The organism is Streptomyces globosus (assembly GCF_003325375.1).
GTDB classification, from domain to species: Bacteria; Actinomycetota; Actinomycetes; order Streptomycetales; family Streptomycetaceae; genus Streptomyces; species Streptomyces globosus_A.
The window spans coordinates 616,753-630,896 of sequence record NZ_CP030862.1; the positions used below are offsets into that span (position 1 = coordinate 616,753).

Genomic DNA, 14,144 nt, shown 5'->3' on the forward strand with positions numbered 1-14,144 from the left:
TCCTGAGTCGTCCGGAATCGGACGAGGACTGAGAAATGGGTATCCGCAAGTACAAGCCGACGACCCCGGGCCGTCGTGGCTCCAGCGTCGCCGACTTTGTCGAGATCACGCGGTCCACGCCGGAGAAGTCGCTGGTCCGCCCCCTGCACAGCAAGGGCGGCCGTAACAACACCGGTCGTGTGACCGTTCGCCACCAGGGCGGTGGCCACAAGCGCGCCTACCGCGTGATCGACTTCCGTCGTCACGACAAGGACGGCGTGCCGGCCAAGGTCGCGCACATCGAGTACGACCCCAACCGCACCGCGCGCATCGCGCTGCTGCACTACGCCGACGGCGAGAAGCGCTACATCATCGCGCCGCGCGGCCTGCAGCAGGGCGACCGGATCGAGAACGGCCCGACGGCCGACATCAAGCCCGGCAACAACCTGGCGCTGCGCAACATCCCGGTCGGTACGACCATCCACGCCATCGAGCTGCGTCCCGGCGGCGGTGCGAAGTTCGCCCGCTCCGCGGGTGCCTCCGTGCAGCTGCTTGCGAAGGAGGGCACCATGGCCCACCTCCGCATGCCGTCCGGTGAGATCCGTCTCGTCGACGCCCGCTGCCGCGCCACGGTCGGCGAGGTCGGCAACGCCGAGCAGTCGAACATCAACTGGGGCAAGGCCGGCCGCATGCGCTGGAAGGGCGTCCGCCCGACCGTCCGCGGTGTCGCGATGAACCCGGTTGACCACCCGCACGGTGGTGGTGAGGGCAAGACCTCCGGTGGTCGCCACCCGGTCTCCCCGTGGGGTCAGAAGGAGGGTCGTACTCGTTCGCCGAAGAAGGCTTCGAACAAGTACATCGTCCGCCGCCGCAAGACGAACAAGAAGCGCTAGGAGCGGGTTTAGATGCCGCGCAGTCTCAAGAAGGGACCCTTCGTTGACGGCCACCTCCTGAAGAAGGTGGACGCTCAGAACGAAGCCGGTACCAAGAACGTCATCAAGACCTGGTCCCGTCGCTCGATGATCATCCCCAGCATGCTGGGTCACACGATCGCGGTGCACAACGGCAAGACGCACGTCCCGGTGTTCGTCACCGAGTCCATGGTCGGCCACAAGCTCGGCGAGTTCTCGCCGACTCGCACCTTCCGCGGCCACGTCAAGGAAGACCGGAAGTCGAAGCGCCGCTAGAAGCGGGGTGGGAACGACTATGACTTACACCGAAGGGACAACCATGGAAGCCAGGGCCCAGGCGCGGTACATCCGCGTCACGCCCATGAAGGCCCGCCGCGTGGTGGACCTCATCCGTGGCATGGATGCCACGGAGGCTCAGGCGGTCCTGCGTTTCGCCCCGCAGGCCGCGAGCGTGCCGGTCGGCAAGGTGCTGGACAGCGCCATTGCCAACGCCGCGCACAACTACAACCACACGGACGCCTCCTCGCTGTTCATCAGCGAGGCGTTCGTTGACGAAGGCCCGACCCTGAAGCGGTTCCGTCCGCGCGCCCAGGGCCGTGCCTACCGGATCCGCAAGCGGACCAGCCACATCACCGTGGTCGTCAGCAGCAAGGAAGGAACCCGGTAATGGGCCAGAAGGTAAACCCGCACGGGTTCCGGCTCGGCATCACCACCGACTTCAAGTCGCGCTGGTACGCCGACAAGCTGTACAAGGACTACGTCAAGGAAGACGTCGCCATCCGTCGGATGATGACGTCCGGCATGGAGCGCGCCGGCATCTCCAAGGTCGAGATCGAGCGCACCCGTGACCGCGTGCGTGTGGACATCCACACCGCTCGTCCGGGCATCGTCATCGGCCGCCGCGGCGCCGAGGCCGACCGCATCCGCGGCGACCTCGAGAAGCTCACCGGCAAGCAGGTCCAGCTGAACATCCTCGAGGTCAAGAACCCCGAGCTCGACGCCCAGCTGGTTGCCCAGGCCGTTGCCGAGCAGCTGTCCTCCCGCGTCTCCTTCCGCCGTGCCATGCGCAAGAGCATGCAGGGCACCATGAAGGCCGGCGCCAAGGGCATCAAGATCCAGTGTGGCGGCCGTCTCGGCGGCGCCGAGATGTCCCGGTCCGAGTTCTACCGCGAGGGCCGTGTGCCGCTGCACACCCTGCGCGCGAACGTGGACTACGGCTTCTTCGAGGCCAAGACCACCTTCGGCCGCATCGGCGTGAAGGTCTGGATCTACAAGGGCGACGTCAAGAACATCGCCGAGGTTCGCGCCGAGAACGCTGCGGCCCGCGCGGGTAACCGCCCGGCCCGTGGCGCCGGCGCTGGCGACCGTCCCGCCGGCCGTGGTGGCCGCGGTGGCGAGCGCGGCGGCCGTGGTGGCCGCAAGCCGCAGCAGGCTGCTGCTGCCGAGGCCCCCAAGGCCGAGGCCGCTGCCGCCGCTCCGGCCGAGAGCACCGGAACGGAGGCCTGACCGACATGCTGATCCCTCGTAGGGTCAAGCACCGCAAGCAGCACCACCCCAAGCGCGGCGGTGTCTCCAAGGGCGGCACCGAGGTCTCGTTCGGCGAGTACGGCATCCAGGCGCTGACCCCGGCGTACGTGACGAACCGCCAGATCGAGGCGGCTCGTATCGCGATGACCCGCCACATCAAGCGTGGCGGCAAGGTCTGGATCAACATCTACCCGGACCGTCCGCTGACGAAGAAGCCCGCCGAGACCCGCATGGGTTCCGGTAAGGGTTCCCCGGAGTGGTGGATCGCGAACGTGCACCCGGGCCGGGTCATGTTCGAGCTGTCCTACCCGAACGAGAAGATTGCGCGTGAGGCTCTGACTCGTGCGGCTCACAAGCTGCCGATGAAGTGCCGGATCGTCAAGCGCGAGGCAGGTGAGTCGTGATGGCGGCCGGAACCAAGGCATCCGAGCTGCGTGAGCTGGGCAACGAGGAGCTCGTTGCCAAGCTGCGCGAGGCCAAGGAAGAGCTGTTCAAGCTCCGTTTCCAGGCGGCCACGGGCCAGCTGGAGAACAACGGCCGGCTCAAGTCCGTCCGTAAGGACATCGCCCGGATCTACACCCTGATGCACGAGCGCGAGCTCGGCATCGAGACGGTGGAGAACGCCTGATGAGCGAGAAGAACGTGACTGAGAAGACCGAGCGCGGTTTCCGCAAGACCCGTGAGGGTCTGGTCGTCAGCGACAAGATGGACAAGACCGTCGTCGTCGCCGTTGAGGACCGCGTCAAGCACGCGCTGTACGGCAAGGTCATCCGCCGTACGAACAAGCTCAAGGCCCACGACGAGCAGAACGCTGCCGGTGTCGGCGACCGTGTCCTCATCATGGAGACGCGTCCGCTGTCGGCGAGCAAGCGCTGGCGCATCGTCGAGATCCTCGAGAAGGCCAAGTAATCACCTGAGGGGACTTCCCTCAGGTTCGTTCCGCCAGGCTCGGTGGGGGCCCGCCTCGCAGTGAGGCCCCCGCCGGGAACCGGCAGACAATCAGGAGATAGACGTGATCCAGCAGGAGTCGCGACTGCGTGTCGCCGACAACACTGGTGCCAAGGAGATCCTTTGCATCCGTGTTCTCGGTGGCTCCGGTCGCCGCTACGCGGGCATCGGTGACGTCATCGTCGCCACCGTCAAGGACGCGATCCCCGGTGGCAACGTGAAGAAGGGTGACGTCGTCAAGGCGGTCATCGTTCGCACCGTCAAGGAGCGCCGCCGCCAGGACGGCTCGTACATCCGCTTCGACGAGAACGCCGCCGTCATTCTGAAGAACGACGGCGACCCTCGCGGCACCCGTATCTTCGGCCCCGTCGGCCGTGAGCTGCGCGAGAAGAAGTTCATGAAGATCATCTCGCTCGCGCCGGAGGTGCTGTAAGCATGAAGATCAAGAAGGGCGACCTGGTCCAGGTCATCACCGGCAAGGACAAGGGCAAGCAGGGCAAGGTCGTCGCGGCCTTCCCCGCCGAGAACCGCGTCCTCGTCGAGGGTGTCAACCGGGTCAAGAAGCACACCAAGGCTGGGCAGAACCAGGCCGGCGGCATCGTCATCACCGAGGCCCCCGTCCACGTGTCCAACGTCCAGCTGGTCGTGGAGAAGGACGGCAAGAAGGTCGTCACCCGCGTCGGTTACCGCTTCGACGACGAGGGCAACAAGATCCGCGTTGCCAAGCGCACGGGTGAGGACATCTGATGGCTACCACTCCGCGTCTGAAGACGAAGTACCGCGAGGAGATCGCGGGCAAGCTGCGTGAAGAGTTCCAGTACGAGAACGTCATGCAGATCCCCGGCCTCGTCAAGATCGTCGTGAACATGGGTGTCGGCGACGCCGCCCGTGACTCGAAGCTGATCGACGGCGCCATCCGCGACCTCACCACGATCACCGGTCAGAAGCCGGCCGTCACCAAGGCCCGCAAGTCCATCGCGCAGTTCAAGCTGCGCGAGGGTCAGCCGATCGGTGCCCACGTCACCCTCCGTGGCGACCGCATGTGGGAGTTCCTGGACCGCACCCTGTCGCTCGCGCTGCCGCGCATCCGCGACTTCCGCGGCCTGTCCCCGAAGCAGTTCGACGGCCGTGGCAACTACACCTTCGGTCTCACGGAGCAGGTCATGTTCCACGAGATCGACCAGGACAAGATCGACCGCGTCCGGGGTATGGACATCACCGTGGTGACCACGGCGACCAACGACGCTGAGGGCCGCGCGCTCCTCCGTCACCTCGGCTTCCCGTTCAAGGAGGCGTAAGCGAGATGGCGAAGAAGGCTCTCATCGCGAAGGCTGCCCGCAAGCCCAAGTTCGGTGTGCGTGCTTACACGCGCTGCCAGCGCTGCGGCCGTCCCCACTCCGTGTACCGCAAGTTCGGCCTGTGCCGCGTGTGCCTCCGTGAGATGGCTCACCGTGGCGAGCTGCCGGGCGTGACCAAGAGCTCCTGGTAATCCCTTCACCCCTTGGGTGTTGAGGGTTCCGGACGCTCTCGGTAAGCATCTGGGCCGGCGGAGTGCCCAGCCCCATGGCGTAGGCTAGTGGGGTTGGGCGTCCGCCGCCCGTCGACTTACTACGCCGTAGGTCCCCGCGCCGCACCCGTCCCGCCCCTGTGTGGGGAGAGGGATGGCGCATACAGGAAACCCCGGCGAGAGAGGCCGAAGGCCGATTCATGACCATGACTGACCCGATCGCAGACATGCTCACTCGTCTGCGTAACGCTAACTCGGCGTACCACGACTCTGTCGTGATGCCGCACAGCAAGATCAAGTCGCACATCGCGGAAATCCTCAAGCAGGAGGGTTTCATCACCGGCTGGAAGGTCGAGGACGCCGAGGTCGGCAAGAACCTCGTCCTCGAGCTGAAGTTCGGTCCGAACCGCGAGCGCTCGATCGCCGGCATCAAGCGAATCTCGAAGCCGGGTCTGCGTGTCTACGCGAAGTCCACCAACCTGCCGAAGGTCCTCGGCGGCCTGGGCGTGGCGATCATCTCCACGTCCCACGGTCTCCTGACCGGCCAGCAGGCGCAGAAGAAGGGCGTGGGTGGGGAAGTCCTCGCCTACGTCTGGTAGTCGGGAACGGAGGAAAAGCTATGTCTCGTATCGGCAAGCTCCCCATCCCGGTTCCCGCCGGCGTGGACGTCACCATCGATGGCCGCACGGTCGCGGTGAAGGGCCCCAAGGGTCTCCTCTCCCACACCGTTGCCGCCCCCATCGAGATCGTTAAGGGCGAGGACGGCGTTCTGAACGTCACCCGTCCGAACGACGAGCGTCAGAACAAGGCCCTCCACGGCCTGTCCCGCACGCTGGTGGCCAACATGATCACCGGTGTGACCCAGGGATACACCAAGGCGCTCGAGATCAGCGGTGTCGGTTACCGCGTGGCCGCGAAGGGCTCCGCCCTGGAGTTCCAGCTCGGCTACAGCCACCCGATCCTGGTGGAGGCCCCCGAGGGCATCTCCTTCAAGGTCGAGTCGCCGACCAAGTTCTCGGTCGAGGGCATCGACAAGCAGAAGGTCGGCGAGGTCGCCGCCAACATCCGCAAGCTGCGGAAGCCCGACCCGTACAAGGCCAAGGGCGTCAAGTACGCGGGCGAGGTCATCCGCCGCAAGGTCGGAAAGGCTGGTAAGTAAAGCCATGGCATACGGTGTGAAGATCGCCAAGGGCGACGCTTACAAGCGCGCTGCGAAGGCGCGCCGCCACATCCGCATCCGCAAGAGCATCTCGGGTACGGCGGAGCGTCCGCGCCTCGTCGTGACCCGCTCGAACCGCGGTATCACCGCCCAGGTCATCGACGACCTCAAGGGTCACACCCTTGCGTCGGCGTCGCACCTGGACGCGTCGGTCCGCGGCGGCGAGGGTGACAAGTCCGCGCAGGCCAAGCAGGTCGGCCTTCTGGTCGCCGAGCGCGCCAAGGCCGCCGGTGTCGAGGCCGTCGTGTTCGACCGCGGTGGCAACAGGTACGCCGGGCGCATTGCCGCTCTGGCTGACGCCGCCCGCGAAGCCGGGCTGAAGTTCTAAGCCCCGGTTCCGGGACTCACGGACGTAACAGAGAGAGGTAATCCAATGGCTGGACCCCAGCGCCGCGGCAGCGGTGCCGGTGGCGGCGAGCGGCGGGACCGGAAGGGTCGCGACGGTGGCGCTGCCGCCGAGAAGACCGCTTACGTTGAGCGCGTTGTCGCGATCAACCGTGTCGCCAAGGTTGTGAAGGGTGGTCGTCGCTTCAGCTTCACCGCGCTGGTCGTGGTGGGCGACGGTGACGGCACCGTGGGTGTCGGTTACGGCAAGGCCAAGGAAGTTCCCGCGGCCATCGCCAAGGGTGTCGAGGAGGCGAAGAAGAACTTCTTCCGCGTCCCCCGCATCCAGGGCACCATCCCGCACCCGGTTCAGGGCGAGAAGGCTGCGGGCGTCGTCCTGCTGAAGCCTGCTTCCCCCGGTACCGGTGTTATCGCCGGTGGCCCGGTGCGCGCCGTTCTGGAGTGCGCCGGCGTTCACGACATCCTGTCGAAGTCGCTCGGCTCCGACAACGCGATCAACATCGTGCACGCGACCGTGGCGGCCCTCAAGGGCCTGCAGCGTCCCGAGGAGATCGCGGCCCGCCGCGGTCTGCCGCTCGAGGACGTCGCCCCCGCGGCTCTTCTCCGTGCGCGTGCTGGGGCGGGTGTCTGATGGCCCGCCTCAAGATCACGCAGACGAAGTCGTACATCGGCAGCAAGCAGAACCACCGCGACACCCTGCGTTCGCTCGGGCTCAAGCGCCTGAACGACGTGGTCGTCAAGGAGGACCGCCCCGAGTTCCGCGGCATGGTGCACACCGTCCGCCACCTCGTGACGGTTGAGGAGGTTGACTGATCATGGCTGAAAGCAGCCCGCTCAAGGCCCACAACCTCCGTCCCGCCCCGGGCGCCAAGACCGCCAAGACCCGCGTGGGTCGTGGTGAGGCGTCCAAGGGTAAGACGGCAGGTCGTGGTACCAAGGGTACGAAGGCCCGCTACCAGGTTCCGCAGCGCTTCGAGGGTGGGCAGATGCCCCTCCACATGCGCCTGCCGAAGCTGAAGGGCTTCAAGAACCCGTTCCGCACCGAGTTCCAGGTCGTGAACCTGGACAAGCTGGCCGCGCTCTACCCGCAGGGTGGCGAGGTCACGGTGGCCGACCTGGTCGCCAAGGGTGCGGTTCGCAAGAACCAGCTCGTCAAGGTCCTGGGCCAGGGCGAGATCTCCGTGGCGCTGACGGTTTCGGTGGACGCCGTTTCCGCCTCTGCCAAGGAGAAGATCGCCGCCGCCGGCGGCACCGTCACCGAGCTCGTCTGATCCAGACGGCCACGTGACACAGAGCGAGTAAACCCGACCGGGGATGCCTCACATATGGGGCATCCCCGGTTGGTCGTTCCACGGGGGGCGCAGTCGCCGGTAAGGTGGCCTGCACCTTTGCTTGTACGTATTCGTCGAACCTCAGACCGTCACCTCTGACGCAGTAGCGCGGGGGTCGCAGGAGGCACCGTGCTCACCGCGTTCGCCCGGGCGTTCAAGACGCCCGACCTGCGCAAGAAGCTGCTCTTCACGCTCGGCATCATCGTGCTGTTCCGGCTCGGGTCTCACATCCCGGTTCCCGGCGTGAGCTACAAGAACGTCCAGATCTGCGTCGACCAGGCCGGAAGCAGCAACGGCCTCTTCGGTCTCGTCAACATGTTCAGCGGCGGTGCGCTGCTGCAGATCACGGTCTTCGCGCTCGGGATCATGCCGTACATCACGGCGAGCATCATCCTGCAGCTGCTGACCGTGGTCATCCCGAAGCTGGAGACCCTGAAGAAGGAGGGCCAGGCCGGTACTGCCAAGATCACGCAGTACACGCGCTACCTGACGGTCGCCCTCGCCATCCTCCAGGGCACCGGCCTCGTCGCCACCGCCCGCACGGGCGCCCTCTTCCAGGGCTGCCCGGTCGCCGCGCAGATCGTCCCGGACCGCTCCGTCTTCACGACCATCGTCATGGTGGTCACCATGACCGCGGGCACCTGCCTCGTCATGTGGCTCGGTGAGCTCATCACCGACCGCGGCATCGGCAACGGCATGTCCATCCTGATGTTCATCTCGATCGCCGCCGGCTTCATCGGTGCGCTGTGGCAGATCAAGCTCCAGGGCAAGATCGCCGACGGCTGGGTCGAGTTCGGCGTGGTGATCCTGGTGGGCCTCGCGATGGTGGCCCTGGTGGTCTTCGTCGAGCAGGCGCAGCGGCGCATCCCGGTCCAGTACGCGAAGCGCATGATCGGCCGGCGCGCGTACGGCGGCACCTCGACCTACATCCCGCTCAAGGTGAACCAGGCCGGTGTGATTCCGGTCATCTTCGCCTCGTCGCTGCTCTACATCCCGGCGCTGATCGTGCAGTTCAGCGGATCCACCGCAGACTGGGCGGTTTGGATCCAAAAGCACTTCGTCACGGGTGACCACCCGTACTACATCGCCACCTACTTCCTCCTGATCGTCTTCTTCGCCTTCTTCTACGTGGCGATTTCGTTCAACCCCGAGGAAGTTGCAGACAACATGAAGAAGTATGGTGGGTTCATCCCGGGTATCCGCGCCGGTCGACCCACCGCCGAGTACCTGAGCTATGTGCTCAACCGGATCACCTGGCCGGGGTCGCTGTACCTGGGTCTGATCGCTCTAGTGCCGACGATGGCGTTGGCCGGCTTCGGAGCGAACCAGAACTTCCCGTTCGGCGGGACGAGCATCCTCATCATCGTGGGTGTGGGTCTGGAAACCGTGAAGCAGATCGAGAGCCAGCTCCAGCAGCGCAATTACGAAGGGTTCCTCCGCTGATGCGTATCGTCCTCGTCGGACCGCCCGGTGCGGGCAAGGGAACGCAGGCCGCGTTCCTTGCGAAGAACCTGTCGATCCCGCACATCTCCACGGGCGACCTGTTCCGGGCCAACATCAGCCAGAACACCGAGCTGGGCCGCCGTGCCAAGGCGTTCATGGACGCCGGCGACCTCGTCCCCGACGAGATCACGATCGGCATGGCCAAGGACCGCATGGAGCAGCCGGACGCCGAGAAGGGCTTCCTCCTCGACGGCTTCCCGCGCAACGTCTCGCAGGCGGAGGCGCTGGACGTGATGCTCCAGGCCGCGGGGATGAAGCTGGACGCCGTCCTCGACCTGGAGGTCGAGGAGGACGAGGTGGTCAAGCGCATCGCCGGCCGCCGGATCTGCCGCAACGACTCGTCGCACGTCTTCCACGTCGTGTACGCGGCGCCGGAGACCGAGGGCGTCTGCGACAAGTGCGGCGGCGAGCTGTACCAGCGCGACGACGACTCCGAGGCGACGGTCCGGACGCGGCTGGAGGTCTACCACACGCAGACCGAGCCGATCATCGACTACTACAAGGCGCAGGGCCTGCTGGTGACCATCCCGGCCCTGGGCGAGGTCGCGGACGTCACGCAGCGCGCGATGGACGCCCTGAAGAAGTAGTACCCCTGTGGTGCAGGTCGGCCGCGGTGTCCGGAGGACGCCGCGGCCGTACTGTTGAGTGAACCCGAAGCAGCAGATCCGAAGGTGGAAGTGCCCCATGGTCCAGATCAAGACCCCCGAGCAGATCGCGAAGATGCGCGAGGCGGGGCTGGTCGTCGCCGCCATCCACGCGGCGACCCGTGAGGCGGCCGTGCCGGGCGCCACGACGCGGGATCTGGACATGGTCGCCCGCAAGGTGATCGCCGACGCCGGGGCGAAGTCGAACTTCCTCGGCTACGGCGGCTTCCCCGCCACGATCTGCACGTCGGTCAACGAGGTCGTCGTCCACGGCATCCCGGACGACAAGACGGTCCTCAAGGACGGCGACATCATCTCGATCGACGCCGGCGCGATCGTCGACGGCTGGCACGGCGACGCGGCCTTCACGGCCTTCGTGGGCACCGGGCACGCCCCGGAGCTGGTCGAGCTCTCCCGGGTGACGGAGGAGTCGATGTGGGCCGGCATCGCGGCGATGAAGAACGGCAACCGCCTGGTCGACATCTCCAAGGCCATCGAGGGCTACATCCGCCGTCAGCCCCGCCCGTCCAGCGGCAAGTACGGCATCATCGAGGACTACGGCGGCCACGGCATCGGCTCCGAGATGCACATGGACCCGCACCTGCTGAACTACGTCTCGCGCAAGCGGGGCAAGGGCGTCCGGCTGGTGCCGGGCCTGTGCCTGGCGATCGAGCCCATGGTGTCCCTGGGAACCGCCCGGACGGAGGTACTGGCCGACGACTGGACGGTGGTCACCACGGACGGAACCTGGTCCTCGCACTGGGAGCACTCGGTGGCCCTGACGGAGGCCGGTCCGATCGTCCTGACCAGCCCGGACTGCGGCAAGGCGAAGCTGGCGGAGTACGGGGTCACCACGGCCCCGGACCCTCTCGGTTAATGATCTAGACTCATGGGCAAACTTTCCGGATTCGTCTTTCTGGGTGCCCTGACGTAGACTGACTCGTCGGCTTGCGTGCATCTCCATGCCCGTGGCCGATCAAGGTAGCCGATTCGAAAGGCGAAGCGTGGCCAAGAAGCAAGGTGCCATCGAGATCGAGGGCACCGTGATCGAGTCCCTCCCGAACGCCATGTTCAAGGTGGAGCTCCAGAACGGTCACAAGGTCCTCGCGCACATCAGCGGCAAGATGCGCATGCACTACATCCGCATCCTTCCTGATGACCGGGTCGTGGTGGAGCTCTCTCCGTACGACCTGACGCGTGGCCGGATCGTCTACCGATACAAGTAGATCTTGCTCTCACTCCTGCCTGGGCGATGGTCCCGGTGCGGGTGGTGGCACTGACCCGGAGAACCTCAGACACATGAAGGTCAAGCCGAGCGTCAAGAAGATCTGCGACAAGTGCAAGGTGATCCGCCGTCACGGCCGGGTCATGGTCATCTGCGACAACCTGCGCCACAAGCAGCGCCAGGGCTGACGCACGCCGACCGACCTGCACTTCGCAGTTCTTCGCGCGACGTAAGAAAACGTACATACGCAGGACCCGCCCAGCCCGACAGGGCCGGCGATACCTCCGGCGGGGGCCGGGGACCCGGACGTACCACCGCCTTTCGGCGGTCGGCGGTCGGGAGCGGTTCTGCGGAAGACCCCCGAACACACAGGAGCCATTGAATGGCACGCGTTTCCGGTGTCGACATCCCGCGCGAAAAGCGTGTGGAGATCGCACTCACCTACGTCTTCGGTATCGGGCGCACCCGGTCCAAGGAGATCCTCGCCGCGACCGGCGTGAACCCGAACACCCGCGTTCGTGACCTGGCCGAAGAGGACCTCGTCAAGATCCGCGAGTACGTGGACGCCAACCTCCGTACCGAGGGTGACCTCCGCCGCGAGATCCAGGGCGACATCCGCCGCAAGATCGAGATCCAGTGCTACCAGGGCATCCGCCACCGTCGCGGCCTCCCGGTGCACGGTCAGCGCACCAGCACGAACGCGCGTACCCGCAAGGGCCCGCGTCGCGCGATCGCCGGCAAGAAGAAGCCGGGCAAGAAGTAGTCCTGTTCAGCGGTCTTGCGCTGTAGGACCGACCACCTCCCGTAGGAGTTTGACATGCCCCCCAAGGGTCGTCAGGGCGCTGCCAAGAAGGTGCGCCGCAAGGAAAAGAAGAACGTCGCTCACGGGCACGCCCACATCAAGAGCACGTTCAACAACACGATCGTCTCGATCACGGACCCCTCGGGCAACGTGATCTCCTGGGCCTCCGCCGGCCACGTCGGCTTCAAGGGCTCGCGCAAGTCCACCCCCTTCGCCGCGCAGATGGCCGCCGAGTCGGCCGCCCGCCGCGCGCAGGAGCACGGCATGCGCAAGGTCGACGTCTTCGTCAAGGGTCCCGGCTCCGGCCGTGAGACCGCGATCCGCTCCCTCCAGGCCACCGGCCTCGAGGTCGGCTCGATCCAGGACGTCACCCCCACCCCGCACAACGGCTGCCGTCCGCCGAAGCGCCGCCGCGTCTGACGCAAGCGCGCCTGTGCGTCCTTGAGTGTCCGGGCGGTACGACCCCTTCGGGGGCCGTGCCGCCCGTACCCTTGCTACACCGGCCGTCCTCCGGGACGGCACCCGTCGGGCGTCAAATAGTGGGCGTCCACGACTGAAGGAAAAGACATGCTTATCGCTCAGCGTCCCTCGCTGACCGAAGAGGTCGTCGACGAGTACCGCTCCCGGTTCGTGATCGAGCCCCTGGAGCCGGGCTTCGGCTACACCCTCGGCAACTCCCTGCGCCGTACCCTCCTGTCCTCGATCCCGGGTGCCGCTGTCACCAGCATCCGCATCGACGGCGTCCTGCACGAATTCACCACCGTGCCGGGCGTCAAGGAGGACGTGACCGACCTCATCCTCAACATCAAGCAGCTGGTCGTCTCCTCGGAGCACGACGAGCCCGTCGTGATGTACCTGCGCAAGCAGGGCCCCGGCCTGGTCACCGCCGCCGACATCGCGCCCCCGGCCGGTGTCGAGGTGCACAACCCGGACCTGGTCCTCGCCACCCTGAACGGCAAGGGCAAGCTGGAGATGGAGCTGACCGTCGAGCGCGGTCGCGGCTACGTCTCCGCCGTCCAGAACAAGCAGGTGGGCCAGGAGATCGGCCGCATCCCGGTCGACTCCATCTACAGCCCCGTGCTCAAGGTCACCTACAAGGTCGAGGCGACCCGTGTCGAGCAGCGCACCGACTTCGACAAGCTGATCGTCGACGTCGAGACCAAGCAGGCCATGCGCCCGCGCGACGCCATGGCGTCCGCCGGCAAGACCCTGGTCGAGCTGTTCGGCCTGGCCCGCGAGCTCAACATCGACGCCGAGGGCATCGACATGGGCCCGTCCCCCACGGACGCCGCCCTGGCCGCCGACCTGGCGCTGCCGATCGAGGAGCTGGAGCTCACGGTCCGCTCCTACAACTGCCTCAAGCGCGAGGGCATCCACTCCGTGGGTGAGCTCGTCGCCCGCTCCGAGGCCGACCTGCTCGACATCCGCAACTTCGGTGCGAAGTCGATCGACGAGGTCAAGGCGAAGCTCGCCGGCATGGGCCTGGCCCTGAAGGACAGCCCGCCCGGGTTCGACCCGACCGCCGCCGCCGACGCGTTCGGCGCGGACGACGACGCCGACGCCGGCTTCGTCGAGACCGAGCAGTACTGATCTGCCGCCGCCGGCGGCCGGGGCCCCGCCCCGACCGCCGGCGGCACCACGAAGACTTCCCCGCGGCGGCCGCCGCGGGGGAACTGACACCGGTACCTGACACGGCCGGTGCAGATACGAAGGAGTAACACCATGCCGCGTCCCGCCAAGGGTGCCCGTCTGGGCGGCAGCGCCGCGCACGAGAAGCTTCTCCTCGCGAACCTCGCGAAGGCGCTCTTCGAGCACGGCCGCATCACGACGACCGAGGCCAAGGCCCGCCGCCTGCGCCCCGTCGCCGAGCGTCTGATCACCAAGGCGAAGAAGGGCGACATCCACAACCGTCGCCTGGTCCTCCAGACGATCACGGACAAGAGCATCGTCCACACGCTCTTCACCGAGATCGCCCCGCGCTTCGAGAACCGCCCCGGTGGTTACACGCGCATCACCAAGATCGGCAACCGTCGCGGCGACAACGCCCCGATGGCGGTCATCGAGCTCGTCGAGGCCCTGACCGTGGCCCAGCAGGCCACCGGTGAGGCCGAGGCCGCCACCAAGCGTGCGGTCAAGGAGGCCGAGGCTGCGGAGGCCAAGGCCGCCGACGCCGACGCCGAGGAGACCAAGGAGGCCTGATCCC

The 14,144-nt window shown here is 66.6% G+C and carries 26 protein-coding genes; all 26 read left to right on the forward strand.

Features of this window, described 5'->3' with window-relative positions; translation table 11 throughout:
* The first annotated feature begins 35 nt into the window (after window positions 1–35).
* The gene (gene rplB / locus C0216_RS02935; RefSeq protein ID WP_114053737.1) at window positions 36–872 is read left to right on the forward strand and encodes a 50S ribosomal protein L2; all 837 of its coding nucleotides are present in this window, start codon (window positions 36–38) and stop codon (window positions 870–872) included.
* 12 nt (window positions 873–884) lie between these two features.
* The gene (rpsS, locus tag C0216_RS02940; RefSeq protein ID WP_114053738.1) at window positions 885–1,166 is read left to right on the forward strand and encodes a 30S ribosomal protein S19; all 282 of its coding nucleotides are present in this window, start codon (window positions 885–887) and stop codon (window positions 1,164–1,166) included.
* Window positions 1,167–1,209: 43 nt separating this feature from the next.
* On the forward strand, window positions 1,210–1,557 hold the full coding sequence (gene rplV / locus C0216_RS02945) for a 50S ribosomal protein L22 (protein WP_030201575.1): 348 nt from the start codon (window positions 1,210–1,212) through the stop codon (window positions 1,555–1,557).
* Window positions 1,557–2,396, forward strand: a complete 840-nt coding sequence (rpsC, locus tag C0216_RS02950; RefSeq protein ID WP_114053739.1) for a 30S ribosomal protein S3 — start codon at window positions 1,557–1,559, stop codon at window positions 2,394–2,396. Before rplV ends, rpsC begins: the two co-directional genes overlap by 1 nt.
* A 5-nt stretch (window positions 2,397–2,401) precedes the next feature.
* Window positions 2,402–2,821: a 50S ribosomal protein L16 gene (gene rplP / locus C0216_RS02955; RefSeq protein WP_114053740.1), complete on the forward strand. Its 420-nt coding sequence runs from the start codon at window positions 2,402–2,404 to the stop codon at window positions 2,819–2,821.
* Window positions 2,821–3,045: a 50S ribosomal protein L29 gene (gene rpmC / locus C0216_RS02960; protein WP_114053741.1), complete on the forward strand. Its 225-nt coding sequence runs from the start codon at window positions 2,821–2,823 to the stop codon at window positions 3,043–3,045. The genes rplP and rpmC overlap by 1 nt, the downstream gene beginning before the upstream one ends.
* Window positions 3,045–3,326: a 30S ribosomal protein S17 gene (gene rpsQ, locus C0216_RS02965; protein ID WP_079429300.1), complete on the forward strand. Its 282-nt coding sequence runs from the start codon at window positions 3,045–3,047 to the stop codon at window positions 3,324–3,326. The genes rpmC and rpsQ overlap by 1 nt, the downstream gene beginning before the upstream one ends.
* Window positions 3,327–3,429: 103 nt before the next feature.
* Window positions 3,430–3,798, forward strand: coding sequence for a 50S ribosomal protein L14 (gene rplN, locus C0216_RS02970; RefSeq protein WP_003956455.1), 369 nt, complete (start codon window positions 3,430–3,432; stop codon window positions 3,796–3,798).
* Window positions 3,799–3,800: 2 nt separating this feature from the next.
* Window positions 3,801–4,112: a 50S ribosomal protein L24 gene (gene rplX, locus C0216_RS02975; protein WP_114053742.1), complete on the forward strand. Its 312-nt coding sequence runs from the start codon at window positions 3,801–3,803 to the stop codon at window positions 4,110–4,112.
* Window positions 4,112–4,663 carry a 50S ribosomal protein L5 gene (rplE, locus tag C0216_RS02980; protein ID WP_114053743.1) on the forward strand — a complete coding sequence of 184 codons (552 nt, stop codon included), beginning with the start codon at window positions 4,112–4,114 and terminating at the stop codon, window positions 4,661–4,663. The genes rplX and rplE overlap by 1 nt, the downstream gene beginning before the upstream one ends.
* 5 nt (window positions 4,664–4,668) lie before the next feature.
* Window positions 4,669–4,854, forward strand: coding sequence for a type Z 30S ribosomal protein S14 (locus C0216_RS02985; RefSeq protein WP_003956452.1), 186 nt, complete (start codon window positions 4,669–4,671; stop codon window positions 4,852–4,854).
* Between the two features lie 218 nt (window positions 4,855–5,072).
* On the forward strand, window positions 5,073–5,471 hold the full coding sequence (gene rpsH, locus C0216_RS02995; RefSeq protein WP_042812335.1) for a 30S ribosomal protein S8: 399 nt from the start codon (window positions 5,073–5,075) through the stop codon (window positions 5,469–5,471).
* A 20-nt stretch (window positions 5,472–5,491) separates the two neighbouring features.
* Window positions 5,492–6,031 (forward strand): 50S ribosomal protein L6, encoded by a 540-nt coding sequence (gene rplF, locus C0216_RS03000; protein ID WP_114053744.1) that lies wholly within the window; start codon window positions 5,492–5,494, stop codon window positions 6,029–6,031.
* Between the two features lie 4 nt (window positions 6,032–6,035).
* Entirely contained in the window at window positions 6,036–6,419 is a 384-nt protein-coding gene (gene rplR, locus C0216_RS03005; protein WP_114053745.1) for a 50S ribosomal protein L18, read from the forward strand.
* Window positions 6,420–6,464: 45 nt separating this feature from the next.
* Window positions 6,465–7,067, forward strand: coding sequence for a 30S ribosomal protein S5 (gene rpsE, locus C0216_RS03010; protein ID WP_114053746.1), 603 nt, complete (start codon window positions 6,465–6,467; stop codon window positions 7,065–7,067).
* Window positions 7,067–7,249, forward strand: a complete 183-nt coding sequence (gene rpmD / locus C0216_RS03015) for a 50S ribosomal protein L30 (protein ID WP_005313525.1) — start codon at window positions 7,067–7,069, stop codon at window positions 7,247–7,249. The genes rpsE and rpmD overlap by 1 nt, the downstream gene beginning before the upstream one ends.
* A 2-nt stretch (window positions 7,250–7,251) precedes the next feature.
* Complete coding sequence (gene rplO, locus C0216_RS03020; RefSeq protein WP_114053747.1) at window positions 7,252–7,707, forward strand: 50S ribosomal protein L15; 456 nt, start codon at window positions 7,252–7,254, stop codon at window positions 7,705–7,707.
* Window positions 7,708–7,896: 189 nt separating this feature from the next.
* Window positions 7,897–9,210, forward strand: coding sequence for a preprotein translocase subunit SecY (secY, locus tag C0216_RS03025; protein ID WP_114053748.1), 1,314 nt, complete (start codon window positions 7,897–7,899; stop codon window positions 9,208–9,210).
* On the forward strand, window positions 9,210–9,857 hold the full coding sequence (locus tag C0216_RS03030) for an adenylate kinase (protein WP_114053749.1): 648 nt from the start codon (window positions 9,210–9,212) through the stop codon (window positions 9,855–9,857). Before secY ends, C0216_RS03030 begins: the two co-directional genes overlap by 1 nt.
* Before the next feature lie 97 nt (window positions 9,858–9,954).
* Window positions 9,955–10,791, forward strand: coding sequence for a type I methionyl aminopeptidase (map, locus tag C0216_RS03035; protein ID WP_114053750.1), 837 nt, complete (start codon window positions 9,955–9,957; stop codon window positions 10,789–10,791).
* Between the two features lie 127 nt (window positions 10,792–10,918).
* Window positions 10,919–11,140: a translation initiation factor IF-1 gene (gene infA / locus C0216_RS03040; protein ID WP_003956442.1), complete on the forward strand. Its 222-nt coding sequence runs from the start codon at window positions 10,919–10,921 to the stop codon at window positions 11,138–11,140.
* A 73-nt stretch (window positions 11,141–11,213) separates the two neighbouring features.
* Window positions 11,214–11,327 carry a 50S ribosomal protein L36 gene (gene rpmJ, locus C0216_RS03045; RefSeq protein WP_003956441.1) on the forward strand — a complete coding sequence of 38 codons (114 nt, stop codon included), beginning with the start codon at window positions 11,214–11,216 and terminating at the stop codon, window positions 11,325–11,327.
* Between the two features lie 194 nt (window positions 11,328–11,521).
* Window positions 11,522–11,902: a 30S ribosomal protein S13 gene (gene rpsM / locus C0216_RS03050; RefSeq protein ID WP_079429308.1), complete on the forward strand. Its 381-nt coding sequence runs from the start codon at window positions 11,522–11,524 to the stop codon at window positions 11,900–11,902.
* A 54-nt stretch (window positions 11,903–11,956) separates the two neighbouring features.
* A complete protein-coding gene (rpsK, locus tag C0216_RS03055; protein ID WP_003956432.1) occupies window positions 11,957–12,361 on the forward strand; it encodes a 30S ribosomal protein S11 in 405 nt (134 codons plus the stop codon).
* 147 nt (window positions 12,362–12,508) lie between these two features.
* Entirely contained in the window at window positions 12,509–13,531 is a 1,023-nt protein-coding gene (locus tag C0216_RS03060; protein ID WP_003956430.1) for a DNA-directed RNA polymerase subunit alpha, read from the forward strand.
* A 132-nt stretch (window positions 13,532–13,663) separates the two neighbouring features.
* Window positions 13,664–14,140, forward strand: coding sequence for a 50S ribosomal protein L17 (gene rplQ / locus C0216_RS03065; protein WP_114053751.1), 477 nt, complete (start codon window positions 13,664–13,666; stop codon window positions 14,138–14,140).
* The last annotated feature ends 4 nt before the right edge of the window (window positions 14,141–14,144 follow it).

What these genes read in the sequence shown, in the direction of transcription:
- rplB (WP_114053737.1), top strand. Translation starts at nt 36, where the DNA reads ATGGGTATCCGCAAGTACAAGCCGACGACCCCGGGCCGTCGTGGCTCC.
- rpsS (WP_114053738.1), top strand. Translation starts at nt 885, where the DNA reads ATGCCGCGCAGTCTCAAGAAGGGACCCTTCGTTGACGGCCACCTCCTG.
- rplV (WP_030201575.1), top strand. Translation starts at nt 1,210, where the DNA reads ATGGAAGCCAGGGCCCAGGCGCGGTACATCCGCGTCACGCCCATGAAG.
- rpsC (WP_114053739.1), top strand. Translation starts at nt 1,557, where the DNA reads ATGGGCCAGAAGGTAAACCCGCACGGGTTCCGGCTCGGCATCACCACC.
- rplP (WP_114053740.1), top strand. Translation starts at nt 2,402, where the DNA reads ATGCTGATCCCTCGTAGGGTCAAGCACCGCAAGCAGCACCACCCCAAG.
- rpmC (WP_114053741.1), top strand. Translation starts at nt 2,821, where the DNA reads ATGGCGGCCGGAACCAAGGCATCCGAGCTGCGTGAGCTGGGCAACGAG.
- rpsQ (WP_079429300.1), top strand. Translation starts at nt 3,045, where the DNA reads ATGAGCGAGAAGAACGTGACTGAGAAGACCGAGCGCGGTTTCCGCAAG.
- rplX (WP_114053742.1), top strand. Translation starts at nt 3,801, where the DNA reads ATGAAGATCAAGAAGGGCGACCTGGTCCAGGTCATCACCGGCAAGGAC.
- rplE (WP_114053743.1), top strand. Translation starts at nt 4,112, where the DNA reads ATGGCTACCACTCCGCGTCTGAAGACGAAGTACCGCGAGGAGATCGCG.
- C0216_RS02985 (WP_003956452.1), top strand. Translation starts at nt 4,669, where the DNA reads ATGGCGAAGAAGGCTCTCATCGCGAAGGCTGCCCGCAAGCCCAAGTTC.
- rpsH (WP_042812335.1), top strand. Translation starts at nt 5,073, where the DNA reads ATGACCATGACTGACCCGATCGCAGACATGCTCACTCGTCTGCGTAAC.
- rplF (WP_114053744.1), top strand. Translation starts at nt 5,492, where the DNA reads ATGTCTCGTATCGGCAAGCTCCCCATCCCGGTTCCCGCCGGCGTGGAC.
- rplR (WP_114053745.1), top strand. Translation starts at nt 6,036, where the DNA reads ATGGCATACGGTGTGAAGATCGCCAAGGGCGACGCTTACAAGCGCGCT.
- rpsE (WP_114053746.1), top strand. Translation starts at nt 6,465, where the DNA reads ATGGCTGGACCCCAGCGCCGCGGCAGCGGTGCCGGTGGCGGCGAGCGG.
- rpmD (WP_005313525.1), top strand. Translation starts at nt 7,067, where the DNA reads ATGGCCCGCCTCAAGATCACGCAGACGAAGTCGTACATCGGCAGCAAG.
- rplO (WP_114053747.1), top strand. Translation starts at nt 7,252, where the DNA reads ATGGCTGAAAGCAGCCCGCTCAAGGCCCACAACCTCCGTCCCGCCCCG.
- C0216_RS03030 (WP_114053749.1), top strand. Translation starts at nt 9,210, where the DNA reads ATGCGTATCGTCCTCGTCGGACCGCCCGGTGCGGGCAAGGGAACGCAG.
- map (WP_114053750.1), top strand. Translation starts at nt 9,955, where the DNA reads ATGGTCCAGATCAAGACCCCCGAGCAGATCGCGAAGATGCGCGAGGCG.
- rpmJ (WP_003956441.1), top strand. Translation starts at nt 11,214, where the DNA reads ATGAAGGTCAAGCCGAGCGTCAAGAAGATCTGCGACAAGTGCAAGGTG.
- rpsM (WP_079429308.1), top strand. Translation starts at nt 11,522, where the DNA reads ATGGCACGCGTTTCCGGTGTCGACATCCCGCGCGAAAAGCGTGTGGAG.
- rpsK (WP_003956432.1), top strand. Translation starts at nt 11,957, where the DNA reads ATGCCCCCCAAGGGTCGTCAGGGCGCTGCCAAGAAGGTGCGCCGCAAG.
- C0216_RS03060 (WP_003956430.1), top strand. Translation starts at nt 12,509, where the DNA reads ATGCTTATCGCTCAGCGTCCCTCGCTGACCGAAGAGGTCGTCGACGAG.
- rplQ (WP_114053751.1), top strand. Translation starts at nt 13,664, where the DNA reads ATGCCGCGTCCCGCCAAGGGTGCCCGTCTGGGCGGCAGCGCCGCGCAC.